The sequence below is a fragment of the Paenibacillus sp. P3E genome (assembly GCF_001909045.1).
Classification (GTDB): domain Bacteria; phylum Bacillota; class Bacilli; order Paenibacillales; family Paenibacillaceae; genus Paenibacillus_AQ; species Paenibacillus_AQ helianthi.
In genome coordinates, this window is sequence record NZ_LVWH01000082.1 from 1 (window position 1) to 2,605 (window position 2,605).

Here is a 2,605-nt window from a genome sequence, read left to right on the forward strand (position 1 = left end):
CTTTTATCAAGTATAACATAGAACATGTGAAATTATATACAATTCACCCGCAACTTACTAAAAGTAAAAAAAGCCTAGCAGGGCAGGCAGCATTGCCGTTGCTGTAGCTCAAAGTTCAGTTTATGCGAAAACGCTTACAAAACTGCGAAATATGCAGCTTTACTTAGATTTAGGAAGACCAGGAATGGGAATCACCGTATATCGGGAAATAGGCGAATAAATACAATTCTATGAAGTTTTAAATTATACCAATAATGCGCTAGAATAAAGGCATCACCACAGGAACCACAAAAGCAAACGTCAGTGGTTACCAGGGTGACTGTCTCATTCCTAAATTTAGCAATGAATGTAGGAGAGGAGAGAATCCAATGTACTAAGTTAGCGAAGCATGCCGGAATCGGCTGCGGGTAGAGAGGTGGATGTGACAACATCTTTCGGCAGACCGTGGGGATGCGGGAAACCACAGCAAATCTTTATTGAAGGAAAAAGCTGTTCATTCAAGCAAGAGTGATCTTGCGGAAGAAAGAGCGTGATTCCACCAGAAAAGGTTAGCGAAGCGTACGGATACGATGTTCACAGCAGGGAAAACGCCAGTGAAAACGTTTTTCGTGAAATCGTGTACGTGGGAATTCACCCCATATGCAGGACATGGATTATAACTCCGGACAGGAGAGAACGGGTAATACGGTAATTTGAATATGAGAACAATCACCATGTCAGGGATATGGCTTGTTGTTACTTGGAGGAAATGATTGAAGTGCATACAGGAGTTAACACATAAGTCCCCGTTACCTTGCTATAAGGTGAACGGGGATTTATGCGTTCCTATGAATTTAGTATTGAATAAGCAGAGGCGCAATGTGTTCACGGAATACATCAACAGGCGGGTTGTTTTTGCCGCGTTTGTTGTCTTGGGTCAGAACCACGACAGCCTCAATCTCCGGAAGTACATATACATACTGTCCAGCGTATCCCCGGGCGTAATAATAATCCATGGCAGTTGGCAGACCTCCGTCTGTAGCAGTTAACGGAAAAGAGTCAGTCCACCAATGCCAGCCATACCCGCCGCGGCGGGGAGGTTCGGCAAGGATTACTGGTGCCGTTGAACGCGCTACCCATTTACGAGAAATAACCTGCTTCTTCTCCCATACTCCCCCATGTAAAAAAAGCTCCCCAAATTTCAGCAAGTCGTTTGGCCGTAGCTGAAGCCCGAACCCCCCGGTGTGGATGCCCTGAGGATCCGTTTCCCAGTGATACTTCTCTATGCCAAGAGGTCCGAACAGAAATTGCTCGGCAAACTGTGCCGTTGATATTCCTGAGGCTTGGACCAGAATGGCCGATAACATCTGCGAAATTCCGGAATTGTATTCCATGTGTGTGCCCGGATCATGTGCGAGCGGCTGCTCCAGTACATACTTTACCCAATTTGGGGAGCGGGTCATTTTCGGAAAGGAATTCTGACCGCCAAATTCAGTCCAGCGAAAACCTGCGGACAAGGTTAACAAATGTTCAATCGTGATCTCCTGTTTGCGCTTATCTGTATCCCGGCCCAGCTGCGGGAAAAATTCGGCTGCCTTCGATGAAGACTCCGGGAGCAGTCCTTGATCCATTGCGATGCAGATTAGCGAAGAGAGTATACTTTTGGTACAGGAATTGATCTTGGCAATCTCTGTAGCTGTGCTGTCATTTCTATAATATTCAAATTTTAGTTCGCCCTGGAGGCTGATCAGGCAGCTTCTCAAATGCAAAGGGGCAATAACTGCAGTTAATGTCATCAGATTCATACCGTTCACCCTTTCATAAGGGATATCATACCACCAGTTGATATAATACCCCAATTGGGCTGCGGACAATCTGTAACAACGAAAAAGCTGCCCGGATTGCTCCGGACAGCTTTTTATATTTATAAATCCTGATATACAATATTAATAAGTTCGATCTTCAAGGTCTGGATAGCCTCTTCGCGGGGTAGCATGATGAACTTAGACAAATATTCGATATCTACCGAGAACAGGCTAAGAATATCCTCCATGGATGCTTTGTCTCCATTTTGTGCTTTTTTTACAGTCTCGACGAATTGATGAGATATTCCTTCAGAATTTCTAGTCCCTTCCGCTTCCATTTGCTTACCCCCTGTTGAGTCATATGTAGCTCGATCGCAACCTCGTGCTCTGGCATGCCGTCAATCACTGTTTTTTTTATGATATACCTGCATTTTTCCCAAGGAATCATTTCCAGAAGCTCGTCAACAAACAGCTCCGAAATCACCAGGCTCTCAAAGCTGTTGTCATAGAGCTGATTGTCATACAGCGGTTTGCTCTCTCTTATCAGTTGAATGCGAGTCTTATACTGGATTCTCCAAGCTGAGCGTTTTAACAGTTTTCTGCAGGTTTCAACTAACTCGTCTTCACAGGTACTCATGACTACTCCCCCATGTTCAGTTTTGCACAAAAGATTAACCAGCACAGCCTGTTCCCCCAGGCCCGATCCCTCCATTTGTTAAGCATAGGATAGATCAGCTGATTTATCTCCTCATATAACACGTAGAATATTCCCTAGATTCCACAACTATCAAAAACATAAATTTACATGATTACTATTTTTA

General features: G+C 44.5%; 3 protein-coding genes. All 3 read right to left on the minus strand.

All coding sequences use genetic code 11. The features are described 5' to 3' along the window. Positions 1–833 precede the first annotated feature (833 nt). Genes A3842_RS08805 through A3842_RS08815 form a run of 3 tightly spaced genes read right to left on the minus strand, consistent with a single transcriptional unit; the run spans position 834 to position 2,496 of the window. Positions 834–1,853 carry a serine hydrolase domain-containing protein gene (locus A3842_RS08805; protein WP_305953383.1) on the minus strand — a complete coding sequence of 340 codons (1,020 nt, stop codon included), beginning with the start codon at positions 1,851–1,853 and terminating at the stop codon, positions 834–836. Positions 1,854–1,903: 50 nt separating this feature from the next. Next, the gene (locus A3842_RS33270; RefSeq protein WP_244169865.1) at positions 1,904–2,032 is read right to left on the minus strand and encodes a hypothetical protein; all 129 of its coding nucleotides are present in this window, start codon (positions 2,030–2,032) and stop codon (positions 1,904–1,906) included. A gap of 29 nt (positions 2,033–2,061) precedes the next feature. Then, a complete protein-coding gene (locus A3842_RS08815) occupies positions 2,062–2,496 on the minus strand; it encodes a sigma-70 RNA polymerase sigma factor region 4 domain-containing protein (RefSeq protein WP_256701607.1) in 435 nt (144 codons plus the stop codon). Between the last annotated feature and the right edge of the window lie 109 nt (positions 2,497–2,605).